The sequence below is a fragment of the Amycolatopsis sp. NPDC005232 genome (assembly GCF_040607795.1).
Taxonomy (GTDB): domain Bacteria; phylum Actinomycetota; class Actinomycetes; order Mycobacteriales; family Pseudonocardiaceae; genus Amycolatopsis.
The window spans coordinates 281,152-302,244 of the sequence record NZ_JBEXHL010000006.1 but is presented as its reverse complement, the minus strand read 5'-3'; the positions used below and the strand labels follow the sequence as shown (position 1 = coordinate 302,244).

Annotated in this window: 20 protein-coding genes; all 20 read left to right on the top strand. The window is 67.7% G+C overall.

Features of this window, described 5'->3' with window-relative positions:
• The first annotated feature begins 48 nt into the window (after nucleotides 1-48).
• The 20 genes from ABZU76_RS14820 to ABZU76_RS14725 all read left to right on the top strand — a co-directional run bounded on the left by ABZU76_RS14820 (nucleotide 49) and on the right by ABZU76_RS14725 (nucleotide 21,084).
• Nucleotides 49-1,389 (top strand): TetR family transcriptional regulator, encoded by a 1,341-nt coding sequence (locus ABZU76_RS14820; protein WP_354869156.1) that lies wholly within the window; start codon nucleotides 49-51, stop codon nucleotides 1,387-1,389.
• Nucleotides 1,390-1,480: 91 nt separating this feature from the next.
• Complete coding sequence (locus ABZU76_RS14815; protein WP_354869154.1) at nucleotides 1,481-1,669, top strand: ferredoxin; 189 nt, start codon at nucleotides 1,481-1,483, stop codon at nucleotides 1,667-1,669.
• Entirely contained in the window at nucleotides 1,659-2,444 is a 786-nt protein-coding gene (gene fabG / locus ABZU76_RS14810; RefSeq protein WP_354869151.1) for a 3-oxoacyl-ACP reductase FabG, read from the top strand. Before ABZU76_RS14815 ends, fabG begins: the two co-directional genes overlap by 11 nt.
• 59 nt (nucleotides 2,445-2,503) lie before the next feature.
• A complete protein-coding gene (locus ABZU76_RS14805; RefSeq protein ID WP_354869149.1) occupies nucleotides 2,504-3,679 on the top strand; it encodes an ABC transporter substrate-binding protein in 1,176 nt (391 codons plus the stop codon).
• A 312-nt stretch (nucleotides 3,680-3,991) separates the two neighbouring features.
• On the top strand, nucleotides 3,992-4,507 hold the full coding sequence (locus ABZU76_RS14800; RefSeq protein WP_354869146.1) for a VOC family protein: 516 nt from the start codon (nucleotides 3,992-3,994) through the stop codon (nucleotides 4,505-4,507).
• Entirely contained in the window at nucleotides 4,497-5,069 is a 573-nt protein-coding gene (locus ABZU76_RS14795; RefSeq protein WP_354869144.1) for a DUF2889 domain-containing protein, read from the top strand. The genes ABZU76_RS14800 and ABZU76_RS14795 overlap by 11 nt, the downstream gene beginning before the upstream one ends.
• 155 nt (nucleotides 5,070-5,224) lie before the next feature.
• Nucleotides 5,225-6,532: an FAD-dependent oxidoreductase gene (locus ABZU76_RS14790; RefSeq protein ID WP_354869141.1), complete on the top strand. Its 1,308-nt coding sequence runs from the start codon at nucleotides 5,225-5,227 to the stop codon at nucleotides 6,530-6,532.
• Entirely contained in the window at nucleotides 6,529-6,840 is a 312-nt protein-coding gene (fdxA, locus tag ABZU76_RS14785) for a ferredoxin (RefSeq protein WP_354869138.1), read from the top strand. Before ABZU76_RS14790 ends, fdxA begins: the two co-directional genes overlap by 4 nt.
• Before the next feature lie 519 nt (nucleotides 6,841-7,359).
• Nucleotides 7,360-8,541, top strand: a complete 1,182-nt coding sequence (locus ABZU76_RS14780; RefSeq protein WP_354869136.1) for an ABC transporter substrate-binding protein — start codon at nucleotides 7,360-7,362, stop codon at nucleotides 8,539-8,541.
• Nucleotides 8,542-8,552: 11 nt separating this feature from the next.
• On the top strand, nucleotides 8,553-9,272 hold the full coding sequence (locus ABZU76_RS14775; protein WP_354869133.1) for an ATP-binding cassette domain-containing protein: 720 nt from the start codon (nucleotides 8,553-8,555) through the stop codon (nucleotides 9,270-9,272).
• Nucleotides 9,273-9,342: 70 nt separating this feature from the next.
• Entirely contained in the window at nucleotides 9,343-10,143 is an 801-nt protein-coding gene (locus ABZU76_RS14770; RefSeq protein WP_354869131.1) for an ATP-binding cassette domain-containing protein, read from the top strand.
• Complete coding sequence (locus ABZU76_RS14765; RefSeq protein ID WP_354869128.1) at nucleotides 10,144-11,019, top strand: branched-chain amino acid ABC transporter permease; 876 nt, start codon at nucleotides 10,144-10,146, stop codon at nucleotides 11,017-11,019.
• 106 nt (nucleotides 11,020-11,125) lie between these two features.
• On the top strand, nucleotides 11,126-12,094 hold the full coding sequence (locus tag ABZU76_RS14760) for a branched-chain amino acid ABC transporter permease (RefSeq protein WP_354869126.1): 969 nt from the start codon (nucleotides 11,126-11,128) through the stop codon (nucleotides 12,092-12,094).
• A 214-nt stretch (nucleotides 12,095-12,308) separates the two neighbouring features.
• Nucleotides 12,309-13,073, top strand: a complete 765-nt coding sequence (locus tag ABZU76_RS14755; protein WP_354869123.1) for an enoyl-CoA hydratase/isomerase family protein — start codon at nucleotides 12,309-12,311, stop codon at nucleotides 13,071-13,073.
• A 65-nt stretch (nucleotides 13,074-13,138) separates the two neighbouring features.
• Complete coding sequence (locus tag ABZU76_RS14750) at nucleotides 13,139-14,020, top strand: alpha/beta hydrolase (protein ID WP_354869120.1); 882 nt, start codon at nucleotides 13,139-13,141, stop codon at nucleotides 14,018-14,020.
• A 54-nt stretch (nucleotides 14,021-14,074) separates the two neighbouring features.
• Nucleotides 14,075-14,944, top strand: coding sequence for a fumarylacetoacetate hydrolase family protein (locus tag ABZU76_RS14745; RefSeq protein ID WP_354869117.1), 870 nt, complete (start codon nucleotides 14,075-14,077; stop codon nucleotides 14,942-14,944).
• A gap of 38 nt (nucleotides 14,945-14,982) precedes the next feature.
• Nucleotides 14,983-16,212 (top strand): MFS transporter, encoded by a 1,230-nt coding sequence (locus tag ABZU76_RS14740; protein ID WP_354869114.1) that lies wholly within the window; start codon nucleotides 14,983-14,985, stop codon nucleotides 16,210-16,212.
• Nucleotides 16,209-19,118 carry an FAD-binding and (Fe-S)-binding domain-containing protein gene (locus tag ABZU76_RS14735; protein ID WP_354869111.1) on the top strand — a complete coding sequence of 970 codons (2,910 nt, stop codon included), beginning with the start codon at nucleotides 16,209-16,211 and terminating at the stop codon, nucleotides 19,116-19,118. The genes ABZU76_RS14740 and ABZU76_RS14735 overlap by 4 nt, the downstream gene beginning before the upstream one ends.
• Nucleotides 19,119-19,223: 105 nt before the next feature.
• Entirely contained in the window at nucleotides 19,224-19,808 is a 585-nt protein-coding gene (locus ABZU76_RS14730) for a sigma-70 family RNA polymerase sigma factor (protein WP_354869108.1), read from the top strand.
• Nucleotides 19,801-21,084, top strand: coding sequence for a hypothetical protein (locus ABZU76_RS14725; protein ID WP_354869105.1), 1,284 nt, complete (start codon nucleotides 19,801-19,803; stop codon nucleotides 21,082-21,084). The genes ABZU76_RS14730 and ABZU76_RS14725 overlap by 8 nt, the downstream gene beginning before the upstream one ends.
• Nucleotides 21,085-21,093: the final 9 nt, after the last annotated feature.

Here is a 21,093-nt window from a genome sequence, read left to right as displayed (position 1 = left end):
TCAAGTATACTGACCAAACAGTATACTTACTGAACCGGGCCCGTCAAGGTGCCGGAGGTGCATCCTCGGTATACTGACCTCTCAGCATCATCGAATTCGGCGAAGCTGCGCCGAGCGCGAACGAACGAGGGCAAAGGCATGGTCAGGGCGAGGTCCACGCACCGAGAGGCGATTGTCGACGCGGCGACCGAACTCTTCCACCGTCAGGGCTTCTCGCGGACGACCACCGACCAGATCGCCGCCGGCGCGCAGATCACCAAGCGAACCCTGTACCGGTATTTCGACTCGAAGGAGAGCCTCCTCCTCGCGATCCACGAGCAGTTCCTGGAACGGCTGCTACAGCCCATCGACCTCCGAGGAACTCCGCGTGAGCGGTTCAGGCTGCTGATCGAAAACTATGTCCAGACCGTCATCGAGCACGGTGACCAGATCCGTGTGTTCTTCGAGGAGCGGAAGAACCTCTCGCTCGAGAACGCCGAGAAAGTCGTCAACCTTCGCGACGGGCACGAGAAACTCTTCCGCGAGACGCTGGCGGAAGGTACGAGCGCGGGCGATTTCCGCACATTCGACGTTCCCCTGACCGCGGAGGGTGTCCTAGGCGCGATCGCCAGTTTGTACCAGTGGTACGACCCCGAGAAGTGGCTCGCGCCCACCGACGTCGTGGCCGTCATCTCCGGGCTGTTCCTCGATGGCCTGGCCCACACGGCGGCGACCGCCCGCCCGATCGTTCGTCGTCGCCGCGGCAGCGCGCCCGGTCCGGCCCGGCCGGCCCGGCACGGCGATCCGCGGGCCATCGTCGAGGCCGCGGAGCTGCTCTGGGCCGAGAACCCCGTGCTGACCAAAATCCTCGACACCGCGGCGGCCATGTTCTACGACCGCGGCTACGACAACACCAACACCCGCGAGCTGGCCGACGGAGCAGGGCTGACCAAGAGCGCGCTCTACTATTACATCCCGAACAAGGAAGCGGTCCTGTACCAGCTCAACCTCCGCCTGACGGTGCAGGGCCTGAGCATCGAACGCGAGCTGGTCGAAGCCCATCCGGACCCGGTCGCCGCACTGCGGGCGATCATCGAATGGCAGTCCAAGTCCGTGGCGGAAAACCTCGGCGCGCTCCGGGCGCTGAGCATCGAGATGCGGTTCCTCGACCCCGGCCATTACGACCAGATCCAGGTCGTCCGCTCGGAGTATGCCGGGCTGTTCACCGACGTCGTCAAGGCCGCCAGTGGCACCTGGGCCGTGCCCAAGCTGGCCCGGCCCGTCGCCCTGATCATCCTCGGCATGGTCAACTTCATGAACCACTGGTACACGCCCGATGGCCGGCTGACGGCCGAACAGATCGGAACCGAGTTCTTCGATCTGGTGTGGCACGGCGTCGCCCGCAGCTGACCGTCCCGAATCGGTACCGGACTCGCCCTGACCCCTGGTATACTGACTGCCCCGTACACATCTTGTCACGGATCACACGAGGGAAGTCCACATGCGGGTGCGAGTAGACCGAACCAAATGCCGAGGCCACGGCGTGTGCTGCGTCAACGCCCCGGACATCTTCACGATCGGCGACGACGATCACGCCTACGTCGAGAACGAAGTCGTTGCACCGGGCCGTGAAGAGGACGCGTTGATGGGCGCCCGGAACTGCCCCGAGCAGGCCATCTATGTCCACTAGCGGCGCCGGCGCCCGACGGGTCGCGGTGGTGACAGGCGCGGGCTCCGGCATCGGGTCCGCTTGCGCCGAGCGGCTCGCAGCGGACGGCAACTGCGTCGCCGTCGTCGACCGCGACCCCGATGCCGCACGTCTGGTCGCCGACCGGATCACGATCGAAGGGGGCGTGGCGACCGCGTACGGCGCGGATGTGTCGGACGCGCGGGAAGTCACCGCCACAGTCGACCGGATCGTCGCCGACCTCGGCCCCGTCGGCATCCTCGTCAACAACGCCGGCATCCTTCGTGACGCAATGCTGTACAAGCTTCCGGAGGAGGACTGGGACGCCGTCATCGACGTGCACCTCAAAGGCGCGTTCCTCTTCAGCAAGGCCGCGCAGCGCTCGATGGTCGAGCACCGGCACGGCCGGATCGTGAACATGTCCTCGACCTCCGCCCTCGGCAATCGAGGCCAAGCGAACTACGCGGCCGCGAAGGCCGGGATCCAAGGGTTCACGCGAACCCTTGCCCTGGAGCTCGGACCTTTCGGCATCACCGTCAACGCGATCGGGCCCGGGTTCATCGAAACGGCCATGACCCGCTCGGTCGCGGAGCGCACCGGTGGGAGCTTCGAGGCGATGAAAGAGCGCATGGCAGCGGCGGTCGCGACCCGGCGCACCGGGCTGCCCGCCGACATCGCCCGCGCGGTCAGCTTCCTCACCGCCGAGGACGCGGGTTTCATCACGGGGCAATGCCTTTACGTCGACGGCGGCCTGACGCTGCCCGGTGTCCGCGCCTGAGGAACACTTCTCCCCCACCGTGGGACCACCATCACTCGACAGCCAGTGAGGGGTAACCGATGAACAGACGAGGACGCCACGTCGTGGCCCGGCGCGCGGCCCTCGCGGTGGGCATACTGCTCCCCGCCATGCTCACCGCGTGCGGCCACGAGGGCGCGGGCCCGGGCGCCGCGAGCGCCGGGTTGCCCGCCGTCGTGAAGGTCGTCTCCATCAACGCCCAGACGGGCCAGGTCTCGTTCGCGGGGATTCCCGCCACTCGAGGTGCGCAGGTCGCCGTGGACGAGATCACCAGGACCAAGTTCCTGGGCGACACGACGATCGAGGTCAAGTACCTCGACTCGACCGGCACGCCCCAGACGGCTGCGGGCCTCGCCGCGCAGGCCGTCGCGAGCAGGCAATACTCGGCGATCCTCGGTGGGATCCTCACCACCGAGGCGTTCACCGTCGCGCCGATCGCCCAGAAGGGCAAAGTGCCCGTCATCTTCACCCAGTCCAACGGCGACGGCGTCGTGATCGGCGACTACACCTTCCGCGCAACCGCCTCCTTCACCCGCTATTACGACGTGATGGGAACCTACCTCAGGAACAAGGGCGTCAAAACCATCGCACTTCTCTACAACTCCGACGTCGCGTCGTATCAGGAACTCGCGACGCTGATCGGGTCGTGGACGGCCAAGTTCGGGATCTCGGTCGTCGCCGACAAGAGCGTGGTGTCGTCTACACAGGACTTCACCGCCCCCATCGCCTCGCTGGTGTCGGCGAAACCCGACGCCGTCGCGAAATTCCTGCTCGGCACAGCCAACGCCACCGCTCTCCAGCAGTTGCGGCAAGCGGGTTTTGACGGCCCGGTGATCGCGACCAACAGCGATTCCGGGGGCAACATCGCAGGAGCCGGGAGCGCCGGTGCGGGCGCCGCCTGGCCCACGGACTTCAGCTCCGCGCAGACCGATCGGGTCGCAACCGACTTCACTGCCGCGTACAAGGCGAAGTTCAACGGCGCGGCCCCTAACCCCTACGCCGCCGAAGGCTACGACGCAGTGTGGTGGCTCGCCCGTGCGATCAAGGTCGCCGGCCGCGCAACTCCCGCAGACATCCAACGGGGCCTCGTCTTCGTGGCCAAGATGGGCTTCACCGGCGCCACCGGCCCGATCACCTTCGACGGCAACGAGTTCACTCTCCGGACGCCCAAGGTGGTCGCGTGGGACGGCAGGGCCGAACGGCTGGTCAAACCGTAGCTGACCGGTACGGTGAACATCCCCGCGACGGGGTCCACAGCACGCGGCACTGGTGGCTTCTCCGGCGGAGCCTCGGCGTCCGTGGCTCACTTGCCGACCTCGGCGTCGGTGCGCCGCCGACCCGGACCTCCCGGTCGCCCTTGCACCGAAAACCTCCACCTCCCCACGCCTCGGCCGCGAACCTCGGTCAACTCCGTTCGCGAGGTGCTCACGACAACACGGCCTGCCGTCCGACGAGGGTTCAGCGCCATGACCAACCCATCTATCAACGGAGGCGTTGACTACGCTCCCGTCCGCGCCTACGGTCAAGCCATGAACGTCAACCACATCGGCGTCACGGTCGGCGATCTTGACGAGGCGATCGAGTTCTACTCGGCAGTCTTCGAGCTCCGGATACTGGTCGGGGCGGAGACCGCGACGCGCGAGACCGCAGGTGCGGACCGCCGCCGGGAGGTATTCGGCGAGCGGTGGCGCGAGATGCGCATCGCGCATCTCGCGGACGACAACGACACCGGAGTCGAGCTCTTCCAGTTCATCGACCCGGAAATGACGGCCCCCCAGGAGCATTTCGACTACTGGCGCATTGGATTTTCTCACCTGGCGTTCACCACGCCGGATCTGGACAGCACGCTCGCGACGCTCGAGGCCCACGGCGGCTCGGTCCGGACCGGCATCCACGAGGTGGAGCCCGGACGCCGGATCAGCTATTGCAAGGACCCGTGGGGCAACCCCATCGAGCTCTCCAGTGCCCCCTACCCAGCCGTTCATCCGCCCGCTACAGCCGGTGAGCGCGCAGCCGCCCAGGATGTGGCCGATCATGAACACTGATCCCTCCGTCACCCGGGCGAAGACGATGCAGGTCACCCCGGCAGGCGAGGGCCGTTTCCGATTCACTGCGCGGCTCACGGACTCCGCCACCGGCGGCGACTTCAGCGGCGAAACCGCTACCATCCACGATTTCGGACTCGACGGCGAGGTCGAGGGCCCCGATCTGATCCTGATCTCCCTCGACGTACAGGCCTACGCCCACCCATACGCCGACTGCCCGTTCATCATCCCCGCAACGCAGGCGCTACTCGGGAAATCGGTCCTCTCCGGTTGGCGCGGCGCCGTGCTCGCGCAGGGCCGCGGTACCCGAGGCTGTACGCACGTCAACACTCTCCTCATCGGGCTCGCCGAGCTCTCCACGATGATTTACTTCATCAAGATCAACTCGAACGTGGCCTACACACCCGAAACCCGCGCCGACGGCCGTTGGACACTCGGTGCTCTGGATGTCTCCCCCGGCCTCGGCGGTGACATCTGCTACGGCTTGCGGACGGAAGGACGGGCCCTCACCGCCACCCAGGCGCTTCGGGCCGGCGACCCCCCACCGCACGGGAACCACTAGATACGATCACCCCCCGCCGACAACGCGGCCCGTCAGCTTCTTTCAGCAGGCGGGAAACACCGCGCGAGGGCGCGCGCATGCCGTGCCTCGACTTCCCCGACGGCGCTTGATTCGAATGCGGGTCCAACCGCGCATTCACTTCAGGAGGTCTGACAGTGCAGAGAATAGCCGTTGTCGGCGCCGGTCCGTCGGGAATCTTCGCCGTCAATGGCCTGCTGGCTCGCGACGACGTCCTCGTCGACGTCATCGATCGTAGCCCGACCCCGTTCGGGCTAGTGCGCTACGGGGTGGCTCCCGACCATCTCAAGATCAAGTCCGTCGAGCGGAAGTTCACCCAGACCATGGTGGACCCGAGGGTGTCCTTCCACGGCAACGTCGAGGTCGGCCGGGACGTCAGCCTCGCCGAACTCCGAGCCTCCTACGCCGCGATCGTGCTGGCGACGGGCGCGGCCCGGTCGCGCCGGCTCGGCATCCCGGGCGACGACCTTCCCGGGCACATTCCCGCTGGGCAGTTCGTGGACTGGTACAACAGCCGTCCTGGCGCCAGCCGACCCGCAGGTATCCCCGCACGCCGCGTCGCCGTGATCGGTGCCGGCAACGTGGCGCTCGACTCAGCGAGGGTGCTGCTGAAAGCAGGCACGGGCCTTGCGCATACCGACGTCACCGATGAGGTCCTCGCCGTACTGGATCGCCGACCGACGAACGAACTCACCATGGTGATCCGCCGCGGCGCCGCCGACACCAAGTTCTCACCGGCCGAGCTGCTGGACCTCGACAAGCTGGAAGGCGTCGACATCCTCGTGGACCCGGAGGACCTGAAACTTATTGCCGAGGAAGAAGCTCGCGCTGGTGAGGACAGGTTCGCCGCCGCCAGGGTTCGTATCTTCCGGAAGTGGAGCGCGACACCGGCTACCGGAGCACCCAAGGTTCTCCGGTTCCGATTCCGTGAAGCACCAGTCCGGATCCTCGGCGACGACCGCGTGGAAGCACTGGAGCTCAGCGGGGAGCGAGGCGTGTCGCGGCTCCCGGTCGACACAGTGGTCAGCGCGATCGGCTACAACGGCGAGAGAATCGACGGGGCACCCTTCGACGACCGGCGCGGAAGGATCGTGAACGACCGAGGCCGCGTTGCGCCCGGGATCTACACCGTCGGCTGGGCCAAACGTGGCCCGTCGGGGGTTATCGGGAGCAACAAGTCCTGCGCCGCGGAAACCGTGGCGCTGCTGTTGGAGGACCTCCCGTCGATCCCGGTAGCCGTCGGACTCCGTGGTATTGCTCCTTTGCTCCACGCACGCGGACGCCGGGTTGTCGACTGGCGCGGGTGGACAGCGATCGACGCGGCCGAGACCGCCGTGGGAGCAAGCAAGGGGCGCTTGCGGACGAAGATCGCCGACCACGACCGGCTTGTCGAAATCGCCCTCGGGCGAACGCTTGCCCCTACCCTCAAGGAGACCGAATCATGACGTACGTGATCACAGTGGCCTGCGTGGACATCATGGACCGAAGCTGCATGGACGAGTGTCCGGTGGATTGCATCCACGAGGGCGCACGGATGTTGTACATCAAGCCGGATGAATGCATCGACTGCGGGGCATGTGAGCCGGCCTGTCCTCAGAACGCCATCTTTCGCGACGACGAGCTGCCGGCCGGGCTGGAGTCATTCCGGCGGGTGAATGCGGATTTCTTCGCCCTGGACGACCTCGGACCCGACGTCAACGGCACCGGCCCGGTCGACCATCCGTCCGTCGCAGCGCACCCATCAGAGGGATAGCCTGCGCGTCAACCGACTCCTTGCGCTCATGGCACGAGCCCATCCAGCTCCCAGCGATCGGTCCGGCCACCCTGCGAACGCACTCTCGCGCCCGAACGTTCACCGACCAGCCGCTCCTCACCCCGCGCTTCCCCGCCCCTTCGTCGGCGGAGCAGGCAGTCCTGTCGTCCTTGTGGCTGTCCTCTGACCCCGCGTGTTCAAGGGCTTCAGGCTTGCACGCGACCAATCCCGCGGAATCAGGGATTGCTATTCGTGTTCCCTTCCTCACGCAATGCAACTGTCAACGTTAGCATTCAGGACGCGGGACCAAGAAGTAGCGCAGCTTCCACCTGCGCGCCCCACAGTATCGATTCCGAAATTTCGAGAGTCAACGTGTCCGTTGACTCCAGACGAGGCGGCGATTACGCTTCGACGACCTCGGACCCGTCTCCAAGGAGTAACGGCAGCCACGGGGTTCAATGCCGCGATTCGCGCGCGATTCCCGACAAAGACGCGGGGCACATCGACAGAGGAGAATTCGTGAGGAAATGGCTGGGCAGCGTTGCCTGTGCAATCCTGCTCGTCGGCCTGACCGCGGCATGCGGCGCGCGAGACGAAGCCGGCGTAAACGACGCGACCTACAACGTCGGTGTGCTGCTGGACCAGACCGGAGTCAGCGGATACCAAGGCGTGCCCACAGGTGCCGGTATTCAGGCTTACGTCAAGATGATCAATGACAAGGGCGGCGTCAACGGAAAGAGGATCGAGCTGCAAGTCGCGGACGGCCAGAGCAAACCGCAGGGCGCCCAGACCGCGCTCCAGCAGCTCCTGTCCAGCCGGCCGATCGCCGTTCTGGGCTTCACAGGCAGCAGCCAGATGGCCGCCATTCCGCAGCTCGCTTCGTCGGCCCGGATCCCGTTCCTGATGGAGATCTCCACGGACTCGCAAATGCTGCCGAAACCGCAGCCATGGCTGTTCACCACCTACATGCCCACCGCGAAAATGATGGAGATAATCCTCGCGCAGCTCGAACAGAAGCTCGGCACGCTCAAGGGCAAGCGTCTCGCCGTGAGCGCAGCGGACACACCGTTCGGTGACGGCTTCGTCCAGTCGTTCAAGGACAGTGCGACCGCCCTCGGCTACACGCCCGCGCTCGTCGACCGTGCAGCGTTGCAGCTGACGACGTTCGCCCCCAACGCAGCGAAGGTCGTCAGCAGCAAGGCGGACGCCCTGATCGTGCTGGACCTGCCGTCGCTGACCCCGCAGATCGTCAAGGACACCATTGCCGCAGGCTTCGCCGGACCGATCCTGGGTTACGAACAGGCCAGCGATCCAGCGATCATCAAAGCGGTCGCGTCTCCGCAGTACTCCGGTTTCCTCGGAGCGGCGCAGCCGGCCCCGAGCGGAGAAATGGCCGACGCCGCGAAAGTGGCCGGAATCGCGGAGAAGATGACGACACCCAACTTCAGCTACGGCTGGAGCGAAGGTGCCATCCTGGTGAAGGCCCTGACCGACTGCGGCGCCTCGTGCGACGGAGCGAAGCTGACCGACGAGCTCGAGCGGATCAGTGGGTTCACCGTCCCCGGCGATGCCATGTACGGACCGATCAGCTTCTCGCCGGCTAACCACTACGCAACCAGTACGGCCCAGTTCTACACCTGGGACCCGGCCACTCAGAACGTCGTCACGGCAGGCAAGCCTGTCTCCTTGCCCAAGCAGTAGGGAGCATCCCGATGCTCGAGGCACACTCGATCACCGTCCGATATGGAACAGGCGCCCTGGCGATCACCGAGGTTTCGCTCAGCGTGGCTCCCGGCGAGATCGTCGCGATCCTCGGCCCGAACGGTGCCGGGAAGACCACCACTTTGCGAGCGCTGTCCGGCTTCCTCAGGAGCGAGCCCGCGGTGGTCACCAGCGGCAAGATCACGTACGAGGGCACAGCTGTGACAGGCCGGGAGCCGAATCGCATGGCACGGCTTGGTGTTGTGGCGATCCCGGAGCGTGACAAAGTGTTCGCCAACCTTTCGGTCCGTGACAACCTGCGTGCACTGCACCGGCGCAAGGATGGCGTGGCGCTGGACGCCGCAACGGACCGGGTCCTCGCGATGTTCCCGTTCCTGCGGGACCGGATGAACGATGTAGCCGGCCTGCTCAGCGGTGGCCAGCAACAGATGCTGGCCATCGCGCGTGGCCTGCTCCTCGAACCCACCGTTCTGCTGATCGACGAGATGACACTGGGCCTTCACCCAGGCATCCACCCACAGCTCTACGACGCTGTCCGGAAGATCGCCGCCCGGGGTACCGGTGTGCTGCTGGTGGACGAAGGAACCAGTTCGACTCTCGAATACGCCGACACCATTCACGTGATGAGCGGCGGCCGGATCCGGGCATCGGGTCCGCGTGAACAGTTCGGAGACAGGGCGCTATTGGAGGATCTTTATCTTGCCGGCTAACCCTGAAACCACCCGGTTCGGCACCGCGCCCGGAGCGAGACCGGCACTGCCGGGCCCGGGCGACATGCCCATGCTCCGGGTCGAGGGCCTCCACGTCACGTTCGGTGGTGTCAAGGCGTTGAACGGCGTCGACCTCTCGGTGGATCTCCACAGCATCACCGCCGTTGTCGGCCCGAACGGCGCGGGGAAGACGACACTGCTCAACGCGGTCAACGGGTTCTTGCGGGACCGGGTCAGCGGCCGGATCACCATCAACGGCCAGGACACCGTCCGGATGCGGCCGGCCGAGCTCTCAGAACTCGGGGTGGCACGCAGTTTCCAGGAGCCACGACTGATCGAAGCGACGACGGTACTCGACAATGTGCTCTGTGGCGCGCATGTCACGAGGCGCCACGGAGTCATCTCCCAGCTCCTGCTCCCCCGGCTCGCGGCGCGGGAGGAAGCTGCGTCCGTCGAGCGCGCCAGGGCCATCCTGGACGTGATGGGGATGGACACGCTCGCGGACACGCCGCTCTCGCAGCTGTCGTATGGGCACCGCAAGCTGGTCGACCTCGCCCGGGCCGTGATGCGGCAGCCGGACCTCCTGCTGCTCGACGAACCATCCTCGGGACTGGACGAGCGCGAGCAGGCCGCACTGGCGGACACTCTTCGCCAGCTACACGAGCGCGAACGCACCACGATCGTCCTGATCGAGCATCACATGACGCTGGTGCGCGCGGTCGCGGACTGGATGGTCGCCATGCAGACCGGCCGGGCCGTCGTTGCCGGCCCCCCCGAGGCGGTACTGGAAAGCAGGGAGTTCAAGGACGCGCTCGTCGGCGATACCCGCGGCGACGATGACGAGGACACCGATCACGAGGAGGGGCTCTAGATGCAGACCTTTGTCACCGCCATGGTGACGAGCTTGCTCCTGGGCGGGACATACTCGCTCATCGCCCTCGGTCTCGTGCTGGTGTTCCGCGCCACGCACGTCTTCAACTTCGCCTACGGGCAGATGATGCTGCTGGCCGCCTACGTCATCGGCCGGTGGGCCACCGGGACCACCTGGTCATTTCTCGGGACCGTCCTGATCGCGTTCGTGATCACCGCCGTTGTGAGCGCACTCTTTTACCAGCTCGTCCTGCGGAAGATGCTCGGTGCGTCGGTCTTCCTCACCGTGGTGGCCACGCTCGCGTTCGCATCGTTCCTCGACGGCCTGATGGGCATCGTCTTCAACGCCCCGCAGTACAGCGTGCGGAATCCTCTCCTCCCCACCGGTTCGTTCGACGTCGCCGGGGCGAAGATCCAGTCCTCCGCACTGCTCATCGCCGTCGCCAACATCGCGTTGGCGAGCGCGGTCGCCGCGTTCCTCCAGCGGACCCGGACAGGCATCCGCATCCGGGCCGCCGGCCAGATGCCGCTGCTGGCGAGCCAGGGCGGCATCAACGTGCGCCGGATGTTCGTCGTGACGTGGGCCGTCGCCGGGGTGCTGGCCGCGCTCGCCGGGCTGTCGTTCGCGTCGACGAACCTGGTGACGGCACAGATCGCGGACGTCGCGCTCTTCGCGCTGCCGGCGATGATGCTCGGCGGTCTCGACAGTGTGCCCGGCGCGATCCTCGGCGGTGTCCTCATCGGGCTCCTGCAAGGGGTGACAACGATGTACTGGGGCGGCCAGCACGTCAACCTCGTCACTTACGTCGCTCTATTGCTCATCCTTCTGCTGCTGCCACAAGGACTTTTCGGTACACGCATCGTCAAACGAGTCTGAAAGGGGCTGCATCGTGATGACCTGGCCTCCGGCTGCCGGATCGCGGGCACCACGATTCCTCCGCCCCGACGGTGGCACAGACGACCGATGGGTGGCGCGGGGCGTCGTGGCCTTGCTGATCGTGCTCACGCTGTACATGAGCACGACGCAGACCTCGTACAGTTTGCTGCTCTACAACACCTTTCTGTTCGCCGCGATCGGGGTTTCGGGCCTCAACCTCTCCATGGGCACGGCGGGACTGGTCTCAGTCGGCTCGGCCGCCTTCCTGTGCGTCGGCAGCTTCGTCTCAGTGGCCGGGGATGCCGCCGGGCTGGGCTTCCCGTGGACGGTGGTCCTCGCTGTTGCGGCGTCCGCGGTGTTCGGTGGAGTATTCGCACTACCGTCGGCACGACTGGCGGCCCTCTACTTCGCACTGTCCACACTGGCAGGCCAAGCGATCCTCGTCGGCCTTGCGGAAAACTACCAGCGAAGCAAGGTCGGCGACGCCGGGTTCGTGACCACACCGGTCTTCTCCGGACACGGGATCCTGGGCCTTCAGGAAACCTGGTCGTGGGTGCTCACCCTTCTCCTGGGCATCGTGCTGATCGGGATCACCCGCGTCCGTCGTGGTCGTGCCGGCCGGGCGTGGCGCCTGCTGCGTGACCACGAACTCGCCGCCGCCTCCGTGGGCATTCCGGTGGCCCGGTGGCGCATCGGAGCGATGATGCTTTCGTCGGCGATCATCGGCACCGAAGGCGCGCTGAACTACTACTTCACTGGTACGACGTCCACGAGCCAGTACACCTTGCTGTTGTCGATCGAGTTCGTGGCCATGCTTCTCGTCGGCGGCATCGACACCGCCGCCGGCCCGATCTTGGGCGCAGCCGTCATCGTACTGCTGCCGTTCTGGACCAAAGATGTCATCGCCTCGATCGCGGGCACCGAGTTCTCCGCCCAGCACGGTGCTCAGGTGTCGCAGATGATCTATGGCGCTCTCGTCATGCTGGCCGTCGTGGTGGCAAGGGAAGGCGTCGAAGGGCTGCTGAAGGCAGGATGGACCCGCGCACGCACCGCGCTGGCCCGACGCCGGCGATGAGCCTCAGCGGGATGAATCGCCGACCAGCAGTACGCACGTCGACCATCGTCAGGTGACCCGAGTCCATGTGGTTCGCCGGACTGAGCCCCGATCGGGGCATCGGTGCCCCTTATAGCCAGCATCGGCAGGCCCATCAGCCAGCGGGTATCGATCGGACCGCTTGTGAGATTGGGTAGTGCGTAAGGCAACCACCGATCCACAGAAGAGGCGAGTCATGGGCAACCCGGCCTATTTCGACAAGTACGAGAACCTGGCGTTCACCCGAGGCGACGACGGTGTCCTGATCCTGCGCCTGCACACCAACGGCGGCCCGATCGTGTTCACCGGGCAGACTCACGAGGACCTGCCGGCCGCGCTGGAGGAGATCTCCCTCGACCGGGACAACAAGGCGATGGTCCTCACCGGCACCGGCGACGCTTTCATGAACGAGATCGACGGCCCGAGCCTCGGCGAGATCTTCAAGCCCGCCGCGTGGGAGAAGACCCGGACCGAGGGCGCCAAGGTGCTGCAGCGCCTGGTCGAGCTGCCCATGCCGGTGGTCGGCGTGGCGAACGGGCCGGCCATCATCCATTCGGAATACCTGCTGCTGGCCGACATCCACATCGCCTCCGAGCGCGCCACCTACGCCGACTTCCCGCACCCCGCGTTCGGCATCACCGGTGGTGACGGCGTGCAGGTCGTGTGGGAAGAGGTGGCAGGCACGGCTCGCGCCAAGTGGCTGCTGTGGACGGGCGACACCATCGACGCCCGCACAGCACTCGACTGGGGCGTCGTCAGCGAGGTCGTCCCCCACGAGCAGGCCGTGGACCGGGGCATCGAGATCGCTCGCGGCCTGGCCGCCAAGCCCGCGCTCTATCGGAGCATGCAGAAGCAGACCCTCAACCGCAATCTCCGCCGCCGCATCGTCCAGGACGTGCCGTTCGGGATGGCGCTCGAAGGCCTGACCGCCGCCGACATCCCCTACCAGGACAAGAACTGACCGCAGAGGTGCGGCGGGTGCCGGCCGGTACCCGCCGCACCTCTCGTCCGGAAGGAAGTCCGCGCATGAGCGGCGAGCTCTATCCCGACGTGACCCATCACTTCGCCCGGCTCAACGGGATCCAGCAGCACTGGGTGACTGCCGGCACCGGGCCACCGGTTTACCTGCTGCACGGGTTTCCGGAGACCTGGTTCGGGTGGCGCAAGCAGATCCCGGAGCTGGCCCGGCGCCACACCGTCGTAGCACCCGACCTGCGCGGCTATGGCGCCACCGAGAAGCCGGTCGGCGGATACGACAAGCGCACCATGGCGAACGACGTGATCGCGCTGATGAACCACCTCGGCCACGATCGGATCGCCCTGGTCGGCCACGATCGCGGGGCTCGGGTGGGCACCCGGTTCGCCAAGGACCATCCCGGTCGGCTGGACCGGCTGGCCGTCATCGACAACATCCCGACGAGAGTCGTCGCGGAGACCTTCGACATCGCCAAGGCACGCGCTGGGTATTGGTACTTCCCGTTCCTCGGCATCCTCGACCTTCCCGAGGCGCTCATCGCGGGCAAAGAGGACGTGTTCCTCAGCTACTTCTACCGGACCTGGTCCTACAACCCGGAGATGTTGTCGCAGGACGAGATCGACGTCTACGTCCGCGCGTACCGGCAGCCGGGTGCCATCCGCGGCGCATGCGCCGACTACCGGGCCGCCGGTGAGGACATCACTCAGGACACCGCGGACGCCGACGTGCCCATCGAGCAGCCGGTCCTCGCGCTGTGGGGCGCCGACTTCGAGGGGGTCGGCAAGGCCTACGACGTGGCCGCCGTGTGGCGGGACCTCGCTCCTGATCTGCGTGCGGTGGCGCTCCCCCAGTGCGGGCACCTGTGCCAGGAGGAACGGCCCGACCTCGTCAACGAGGAGCTGCGGTCCTTCCTGACCGGCTGGCTCGGCTGACGAGCCCGGCACCGCCGGCGCTCGGTCATTTCTGTACCACCGAAAGGGATCGTCGTGAAATTTCTCCGTTACGGCCCGCCCGGAGCCGAGCGGCCCGCCGTCCTGGTGCCAGGCTCGGACCATCTCGCCCTCGATCTGTCGGACGTGACGTCCGACGTCGACGGCGTGTTCCTCGCGAACGGCGGCGCAGCCCGCGTCGCCGAGCTGGTGGCCGACGGTGCCCGAAAGCCGGTCGACCTGACCGGGGAGCGGATCGGGCCACCGATCGCCCGCCCGAGCGCGATCTACGGGATCGGGCTCAACTACCGTGACCACGCGGCCGAAGCGGGCCTTGAGCTACCGACCGAACCGGTGGTGTTCACCAAGCCACCCAACAGCCTGGTCGGGCCCACGGACCCGATCGTGATCCCGCCAGGCGCAACCCAGGTCGACTGGGAGGTCGAACTCGGCGTCGTGATCGGACGACGAGCCGCGAACCTGGCCTCGCCCGAGGCGGCAAACGATTACATCGGCGGATACGTCGCGGTGAACGACGTGTCGGAACGGGCCTGGCAAATGGCCCGACCCGGACAGTGGATCAAGGGCAAATCGTTTGCGACCTCGAACCCGGCCGGACCCTACCTCGTGACGCCCGATGAGTTGCCCTCGGTCGGCGACCTACGGCTCAAGCTGGCCGTGAACGGCGAAACGATGCAGGACGGCACGACGGCAGATCTCGTGTTCACGCCGGACCACATCATCTGGTACCTCAGCCAGTTTCTGGTGCTCGAGCCCGGTGACCTCATCGACACCGGAACACCGGCCGGGATCGGCATGAGGCGAAATCCGCCGCGATTCCTCGCCGCGGGTGACGTGGTGGAGCTCGAGGTGGCCGGCCTCGGCGAGCACCGTTCACCCGTCGAGCCGTTCACCGCGCGGTCCTGAGCCGCGAGCCGGTGGCAGGGTCGAAAGAGGGTCGGCGGGTGAGCCGCGCCCCGGCCGGAAACTGGCTGCGCGTGGCGCTCGCGATGGTGGGTGTGGGGTGGGGCGCGAACCAGGTCGCGCCTCTGCTCCTCGTCTACCGGACGCGCGACCACCTCCCGGAGACCGCAGTGACGGCGATGTTCGGGATCTACGCTGTCGGGCTCATCCCCGCGCTGCTCGTGGCAGGCCCCTACTCCGACCGGCACGGCCGGCGCGTCTGCGTCCGTCTTGGCGTGGCGGTGTCGCTGATCGCCTCGCTGGTCATGATCGCTGGAGCCACTACGCCGTGGCTGCTGTTCCTCGGCCGGTTTCTCAGCGGGCTGGCCTCGGGAGTGGCGTTCAGCGCGGGCAGCGCCTGGCTCAAGGAGCTGTCCGGCCGGGCCGGCCCGGGCGCCGGTGCACGACGCGCCACCATCGCGCTGTCCCTCGGGTTCGGCGGTGGTCCACTCATCGCGGGGGCCGTCGCCGAGTGGCTGCCGTCTCCCGCCGTGATCCCGTACCTGGTTCACGTCGCCCTGATGGCGGTCGCCATCCCGCTGGTGTGGTCGGCTCCGCCCGGCGCGCCGGAATCCGCGGTGCCGCGACACTCCCTGATCCCGGCGGCCGCCCGGAGCCCACGATTCCTGCTCGGTGTCCTGCCCTGGGCACCCTGGGTGTTCGGGATCGCGACCATCGGCTTCGCCACGCTCCCCGCGGTGATCTCGCAGCAGGTGGGGCAGCCGGTCGTCCTCAGCGGCGGCGTCGCGGGGCTCGTGCTCGCGGCGGGCATCGCGGTGCAGCCACTGGCCCGATGGCTCGGCCGCTCCGGTGACGCACGGGCCGAGGTCGCCGGCCTGCTCGTGGCCACTGCCGGGCTGGTCGTCTGCGCGCTGGTGGCCGCGACGCAGGCGGCGGTTCTCGTCCCGGTCGCTGCCGTGGTGCTCGGATCCGGGTACGGCGTGCTGCTCGTCACTGGCCTGCGCACCGTCGAGCGATTGGCGAACCCCGGTGAAACCGCGGGCCTGGTGGCGATCTTCTATGCCCTCACCTACACCGGGCTCGCCGCGCCGTACCTGCTCGCCATGTTCGCGGGCGGCCACCGCTACACCGTCGTGCTCCTCGCGGCCGCGCTGATCACGCTGCTCACGGTCCCTCTCGCGATCGCCGGTGTCCGGAGACCGGCCCCGCACCCGGACGCGAGAACCCCACGAAAGCGGGCGGCGCCCGCCGAGCAAGGAGACAATTCGTGAAATTCCTCGAGCCCAACTTGGACGCCATCCGCCCGGCGGCTACTCCGGGTGCGGTGGACCGCGTGGACGACGAGCTGGCCACCGGAACCCCGGCCACGCTGCTGGCCCGGTTGCACACCGCGCTCGGCGCCGATCGCGTGCTCTCGCGAGCGCTGGACCTGGTGCGCTACGCGACCGACGCGAGCCCGTACCGGATGGTGCCGCAGGCCGTGGTCGTCGCCCACGACGTGCACGACATCTCGGCCGTGCTGGCACTCGCCCGCCGCGAAGGCCGCACACTCGTCTTCCGCGCCGGTGGGACCAGCCTGAGCGGCCAAGCGCAATCAGATGACCTGCTCGTGGACGTGCGCAAGCACTGGGTCGGCGTGGAGGTGCTCGACGAAGGCCGCCGCGTCCGAGTCAAGCCCGGCACGACGGTCAACCAGGTGAACCTCTCGCTCAAGCGCCACGGCCGCGTCCTCGGCCCCGACCCGGCGAGCAGCTCGGTCGCCTGTATCGGCGGCGTGGTGGCCAACAACTCGAGCGGCATGGCCGCGGGCGTCGCTCACAATTCCTACACCACCGTCGCCGGACTGACATTCGTCCTTCCCTCGGGTGCGATCATCGACACCACCACCCCGGATGCCGAAGCAGTCTTCGCGGCAGCGGCGCCCGAGCTCGCTGCCGGGCTCATGACGATCAAGGCGGACATCGAGGCCGACCCGGCCCTTGCCAACCGCATCCGGCGCAAGTACCGCATCAAGAACACCAACGGGTATCGCCTGGACTCCTTCTTGGACGGTGGCACCCCGCTCGACATCTTCCGCCGCCTCGTCATCGGTTCCCAGGGCACACTGGCGTTCGTCGCCGAAGTCTTGTTCGACACCGTGCCGTTCGGCGCCCTGCACCACACCGGCCTCCTGATCTTCCCCACACTCGAGGACGGAGCCACGGCGGTACCGGCTTTCGTCGAAGCGGGCGCGCGGGCCGTCGAGATGATGGACGCGAACACCCTGAAGCTGTCGGCGGGTAAGCCCGGGGCCCCCGACTCGTGGGCGACGCTGCCGCCGGAGGCCTGCGGGCTCCTCGTCGAGTTTCGCGCCGGCGACACCGGCACGCTCGCAGTGCTCGCACAACGCGCCCAGCGAGTCGTCGCGAAGCTCGGCCTGCTCACACCGGCGCAGTTCACCGGCGACCCGAAGCAGGCGGAGTTCTTCTGGCGGGTCCGGGAAAGCCTGATCGCGGGCCTCGGCAAGGACCGCGGGCCGGAGACGGCTCTGATCGTCGAAGACGTGTGCGTGCCGCCGGAACGCATCGCCGAAGCCTGCCGGGACGTTCTCGCACTTCAGGAACGCCACGAGTACCCGCGCGGCGTGGCCGGTCACGCCGCGGCGGGGAACCTGCACTTCATCCTCGCCCTCGACGCCACCTCCGACGCCGACCGCACCAGGTATTCGTCGTTCATGCGCGAACTCGTCGACCTCATCGTGCACAAGTACGACGGCTCGCTGAAGGCCGAACACGCCACCGGCCGGAACATGTCCCCGTTCCTGGAAACCGAATGGGGCGCCAAGGCGACCGAGCTGATGTGGCGGATCAAGGAACTCGCCGACCCGGGTGGCCTGCTCGCACCCGGTGTCCTGCTCAGCAGGGACCCCGCGGCGAATCTCGCCCACCTCAAGACGATGCCGACCATCGAGGGCAGCGCGAACGCCTGTTTCGAATGTGGGTTCTGCGAGCAGGTCTGCCCCAGCCGCGACCTCACCACTACCCCGCGCCAGCGGATCGCGTTGCGCCGGGAGATGTTCCGTCAGCCTGCCGGCTCGGCCCTGCAGCGCGAACTTGTCGAGCAGTACGCCTACGACGCGGTCCACACGTGCGCGGGCGACGGGACCTGCTCGATCGCGTGTCCCGTCGACATCGACACCGGCGCACTGATGAAGCAGTTCCGCGCCGCCGGTCATTCGGCACGGGAGGAGTCCGCCGCGCTCGCGCTGGCCCGGCACTGGGGCCGCGCCGAACAGGCGGCGCGGCTCGCGCTCGCGGCCGGGGCGGGCGTGGGCGACCGGCTGATGAACGGCGTGACCCGGGTCGTGCGTTCCGTCGTCAGCCCGGAACTCGTCCCGGCCTGGAGCGACCGCTTGCCCGGACCGGCACCGGCCCGGCTCCCCCGCACCAACCGTGAAGGCGCCCACGCCGTCTACTTCCCGGCCTGCATCAACCGCATCTTCGGCAACAGCAGGCACTCCACCCGTTCCGGCTCGCTACCCGAAGCGCTCGTCGAGGTGTCCCGGCGCGCTGAGCGTCCACTGTGGATTCCCGACGACGTGGTCGGCGCGTGCTGTTCGACGGTGTGGCATTCGAAGGGCTACGAGCGCGGCAACGACTACATGGCGAGGGAAATACACGACCGGATCTGGCGTTGGACCGCCGAAGGCGCCCTGCCGCTTGTGGTCGATGCCTCCTCGTGCACGCTGGGCCTCATCAGCGGAGTGCTGCCCTACCTCGACGAAGAGCGCCAGGACAGGCACCAGCACCTCACCCTCGTCGACTCGGTCACCTGGGCCTCGCGGGAACTCGCGCCACACCTCGAGATCAGCCGCACGGTCGATTCGCTCGCCGTGCACGTCACCTGCTCAATGCGACACCTCGGACTCGGCGACGACCTCGTCGACCTCGCCGCGCGCCTCGCGGACGACGTCGTCGTACCGGACACGATGACCTGCTGCGCCTTCGCCGGCGACCGCGGCCTGCTCCACCCCGAACTCGCGGCGTCGGCGACAGCTCGCGAAGCCGAACAGATCCGGGCGTGGGGTCCCGCCGCGCACGTCTCCGCGAACCGCACCTGCGAGGTCGGGATGGAGCAGGCCACCGGCGCGGTCTACGAATCGGTGATCTTCCTCCTCGAACAGGCCACCCGCGACTGAGTACCGAGACTGGGGTGAACCACGTCACATCTTCGTGCCGCAACAAGATCGTTCCATCGACCACAAACAGCCGTGTTCACCCCAGTTCCGGCAAAGGAGGCCGCGATGCGGCCCGACGAGGAGCCGGCGCCCGAGGACGAAGTGTCCGACGGCCGCCTCTGGCACCTCATCTCGCAAGGAGACCAGCAAGCGTTCACCGAGCTCTACGAACGCCACGCCCAGGCGGTGTGGAACTACGCCTACCGCACGACCGCCTCGTGGACCGCCGCCGACGACCTGCTCGCGACGACGTTCCTCACCGCGTGGCGCCGCCGAGGTGAGGTCCGGCTCATCCGCGACAGCGCGCTGCCGTGGCTCTACACCGTGACCGGCAACGTGGTCCGCGACGAACGGCGCCGCCTGAGCCGGTACCTGAGACTCGTGCCCCGGCTGGTGAGTGGCCCTTCACCCGATCACGCCGAGCGGCTCGCGGACGCCGGTGCCGCCGCCGACCGGCTGCGGCGGGTCCTCACGGCGATCGACCAGCTGCCGCCCGCGGAACGCGAGGCAGTCAGGATGTGCCTGCTCGGCGGGACCGCGGCCGCCGACGCCGCCGAGGTGCTCGGCATCACGGAGTCCTCCGTCCGATCGCGACTGTCCCGCGCGCGGGCGCGGCTGCTGGAACTCACCGAGGAGACCGACGATGCGTGACCTGCCCGACCTGCTGGGTCTGCCACCCGAGCGCCTCTTACCGGATCCCGTCCGCGCCCGGGCGCGCGACAGGATCGTCGCGGGGATGATTCTGGCGCGAAACCCGGCCCGGCGCTGGGCTCCAGCTGCGGTGGCGGCGACCGTCGCAGCCGCAGCCGTCGGCGGGCTGGTGATCACTGGATCCGGGCCGGCGCCGCGGTCCGTCCCGCCCGGCACGGGCGCGCCGAACACCGACGACTCGTGGGAGTACACCCCGCAAGAGCTCTACAACGTCCACGAGGGAACTGTTCCCGAGGACCAGATCCGGCGCTGCGGTGCGCAGGAGTGGCAGCCGATCCTGACAGCGGCCACGAAGGGCGTGACCGTGGCGGCGTTCCGCGCACCGGGCGGTGTCGTGTTCTGCGAACAGACCCCGGCGACGGTGCGGGTGGCGAAACCCGCCGGAGGCACGGCGGATGGGACGGCGCGGGCGACTTACGTCTCGTCGCTGGGCACGATCGCGGGGCTGATCGATCCGGCGTTCCGGTCCGTGAGCGCCGGCCCTGGCGACCAGTGGGGAATGCCGGGTCTCGCGTTCGGCGGCGTATTCGTGGTCCCGAATGGCGTCGCGATCGGCGATAATGGGGTGACCGTGCAAATCGGTGGCACGCCGGTGAAACAAGGACGGCTTGTGCGAGTCGGGGCCGACGCGATACCGGCCCGAGTCCCGGCGGCGACCGACCGGCCGACCCCAGCGGGCGACCGCGCGTCCGAGGGCGGGCGACTGCTGGGCGAGTGCCTCACGCACCCGGATGCCGGCACAAGCCCCGCCGTCGACCCGGACCAGTGGCAGCCGACCCAGACTCAGGTGCTCACCACGAGCGAGACGCTGCAGGTTGGCCGTTACGGTTCGCTGCTCGCCGAATGCATCATCAAGGGGACTTCGCGCCGGCTCCAGGTCTTCGACCAGACCTTCGACAAACTGTTCGTTTCGTTCGAGGTGCAGCCGAATCCGTTCTTCATTAGCGGCATGATGCCGTATGACTTCCGGCCGTACCGCGGAAGCTACTCGAGCGAAACGGGAGTGATCGCCGGCCTGGTCACCGATCCCCGGGTCACCTCGGTCAGCCTGTCCCGGCCGGTGTCGCCCGCCGTCACAGCTCAGGTCCACAATGGAACATTCGTGCTACCGGGTCTCAACGTCAACGAGGCCGCGAATCCCGTCCACCCACCGAGCGAGCTGACCGTGTACGACAAAGCCGGTGCGGTGCTCACCCGGGTACCCGTCAACGACTGACCGCGGCAA